We start from the raw sequence: 3,183 nt of genomic DNA, 5'->3' as shown, positions 1-3,183 counted from the left end.
GCCGGGCCGGCCTCGATGGCGTGCAGGAACACGATCTGGTCGCCGCTCTCGGCCGCCGAGACGTGCATGTTGAGCGCGCCGTGGTGCCTGGCCGGGAACTCGGTCAGCTCGAAGTAGTGGGTCGCGAACAGCGTGAACGAGCGGTTCTTCTCGTGCAGGTGGGTGGCGATCGCGCCGGCGAGCGCGAGGCCGTCGAAGGTCGAGGTGCCGCGGCCGATCTCGTCCATCAGCACGAGCGAGCGGTCGGTCGCGGCGTGGATGATGGCGGCCGCCTCGGTCATCTCGAGCATGAAGGTCGACTGCGCGTTCGCGAGGTCGTCCGCCGCCCCGATGCGGGTGTGGATGGCGTCGATGGGCCCGAGCCGGCAGGCCTGCGCGGGCACGTACGAGCCCATGGCCGCGAGCAGCGTGATCAGCGCCACCTGGCGCATGAAGGTGCTCTTGCCGCCCATGTTCGGGCCGGTGACGATGAGCATGCGCGTCTTCGCGTCGAGCCGGCAGTCGTTGGCGATGAAGTTGCCGCCGCCGGTCTCCGCCAGGCGCGCCTCGACCACCGGATGGCGGCCGCCGACGATGTCCAGGCACGGGTGGTTGACGAATTCGGGGCGGCACCAGCCGAGCGTCTGCGCGCGCTCGGCCAGCGCGCACAGCGCATCGAGCGACGAGAGCGCGCGCGCCAGTCCGCCGAGCACGCCGAGCCAGGCCTGCAGCTCGTCGAGCAGCGCCTCGTACAGCAGCTTCTCGCGCGCCAGCGAGCGCTCCTGGGCCGACAGTGCCTTGTCCTCGAACGCACGCAGCTCGGGCGTGATGTAGCGCTCGGCGTTCTTCAGCGTCTGGCGGCGCTGGTAGTCGATCGGCACCCGGTCGAGGTACGAGGACGTGACCTCGATGTAGAAGCCGTGCACCTTGTTGTACTGCACGCGCAGGTTCGGGATGCCGGTGCGCTCGCGCTCGCGCGCCTCGAGCGCGACCAGGAAGTCGTCGCAGTTGGTCGCGATCGCGCGCAGCTCGTCGAGCTCGGGGTCGAAGCCCGAGGCGATCACGCCGCCGTCGCGCAGCAGCACGGCCGGCTCGGCGGCGACCGTCGTCGCCAGCCGCAACGCGATCGCCGGGTCGGGGTGCAGTGCGCCGTGCAGGCGCATGAGCAGCGGGCTCGTGCCGGCATCGGCCAGCAAGGGCTCGGCCGCGTCGTCGGCGAGCAGCGGGATTGGGCGGCAGGCAGGCCACCAGTTGGGGCAACAGCGCGAGCGTGTCGCGCAGGCCGGCGAGTTCGCGCGGGCGCACCTGGCGCAGGGCGATGCGCGCGACGATGCGCTGGACGTCGCTGACGCCGCGCAGCGCCTGGCGCAGCGAGTCGACGCCGTGTGCCGCGAGCACCGCGATAGCGTCGTGGCGCTCGCGCGCGACCGTGCGCTCGCGCAGCGGGTTCGTCAGCCACAGGCGCAGCGTGCGGCTGCCCATGCCGGTGCGGCAGGTGTCGATCAGCGACAGCAGCGTCGGCGCCGCCTCGCCGCGCAGCGTCTGCGTCAGCTCGAGGTTGCGCAGGGTCGCGGGCGGCAGGTCCAGCAGGTCGCTGGCGTGCTCGACGGCGATCGTCTTCACGTGGCCGAGGGCATGGCGGGCGCCGCCCGAGGTGTGCTCCGCATAGCTCACCAGCGCGGACGCGGCGGCGTGCGCCCGCGTCAGGTCCTGCGCGTTGAAGCCGGCGAGCGTCGAGACCCCCAGCAGCTCGCACAGCTTGCGCACGCCGAGCGCGGCGTCGAACTGCCATGCCGGCCGGTTCACCACCGCGACGCTGCCCTGGCGCACGGCCGCTGGCGCGCCTTCCGGCGCCACCAGGATCTCGGCCGGCGCGAGCCGCGCCAGCCAGGACGGCAGCTCCGCCTCGGTGCACTCGGTCAGGCCGAGCCGCCCCTCGGCCAGCGCGAGCCAGGCGAGGCCGCAGCGCGCGCGCGAGGCGAACACCGCCAGCAGCACGGTGTCCTGACGCTCGGCCAGCAGCTCGGTGTCGGTCACCGTGCCGGGCGTGACCACGCGCACGACCTTGCGCTCCACCGGGCCCTTGGAGGCGCCGACTTCGCCGACCTGCTCCGCCAGGGCCACCGCCTCGCCGAGCTTGATCAGCCGCGCGAGGTAGGACTCGATCGAATGCACCGGCACGCCCGCCATCACGACCGGGGCGCCGGCGCTCTGGCCGCGCGTGGTCAGCGTGATGTCCAGCAGCCGGTGCGCCTTGCGCGCGTCGTCGAAGAAGACCTCGTAGAAGTCGCCCATGCGGTACAGCACGAGCGTGTCCGGGTAGTCGGCCTTGATGCGCAGGTACTGCTGCATCATGGTGGTGTGCTTTTCCAGGTCGGGAATCGCTTCGGGTTCGAGCACTTGGAGAATCGCCTGTCTGGTGGGGCCGGGGCCGTCGAAAGCCGCGCCGCGTCTTGTCGGAGGCCGGTATTGTGGCCCTGCGAAGCCCGCTGGCGCGGCGCCCGGGATCCCCGGCTTCCGGACCACGCTCAATCGAGCATGACGTAGCGCCCGAAGATCCGGTTCTTGATGAACCGGGACAGCCGCCGCGGCAGCAGGAGGTTGAACAGGATCTGCATCCACGGGATCCACGACAGGCGCAGCTCGTTGCCGAGGATCCACGCCAGGGCGGCGCCGCGGCCGCTGAGCAACCGCTGCGCGATGGTCGCCTCGGCGAGGGCGTATTGCTGCACCATGGCGCGGCGCCGTCCGGGCCGGATGCCGAACTCGGCGCAGCGCGCGTTGAAGGCGTCGGTCATCGCCCGCGCCTCGCGCAGCCCGCGCGCGATGCGCTGCGGATCCGGCCTGGCCTTGCTGCCGCCGTAGTCGTTGGCCGCGTGGACCAGGTAGCCGCCCAAGGGCTGGCGCAGCGCGCAAGCGCGCCCATGGAAGATGATGTGGCGGGCGCAGTACGCGTCGACGAAGCCCCACAGCCCCGCGGGAAAGGGCAGGATCTTGTCGAGGGCCGACTTGCGCCACGTGCAGGCCGAGGTCCAGGCGGGCAGCGGGCGGCCGGCGAGGTAGTCGGCGAGCGCGTCGGAGGGCTCTTCCGAGAGCGAGACCTGCAGCGATTGCCAGAGCGTCTGGCCGGACGGCGGGCGTCCTTCGTGGACCACGTCGAGGTCGTGGAAGACGGCGACGACGTCCGGGTGGCGTTCGAACAGG

The 3,183-nt window shown here is 72.1% G+C and carries 1 protein-coding gene and 1 pseudogene; both read right to left on the bottom strand.

What is annotated here, in order from left to right; genetic code table 11:
- A pseudogene (mutS, locus tag JF616_22890) lies at positions 1 to 2,334 on the bottom strand (DNA mismatch repair protein MutS).
- A gap of 173 nt (positions 2,335 to 2,507) precedes the next feature.
- Positions 2,508 to 3,183, bottom strand: a 676-nt coding sequence (locus JF616_22885; protein ID MBW8890609.1) for a hypothetical protein, incomplete at its 5' end; no start/stop codon positions are given.

This window comes from Fibrobacterota bacterium (assembly GCA_019509785.1).
Taxonomy (GTDB): domain Bacteria; phylum Fibrobacterota; class Fibrobacteria; order UBA11236; family UBA11236; genus Chersky-265.
Note: the sequence above shows the minus strand (reverse complement) of the source record. Positions and strands in the feature narration are given on the sequence as shown.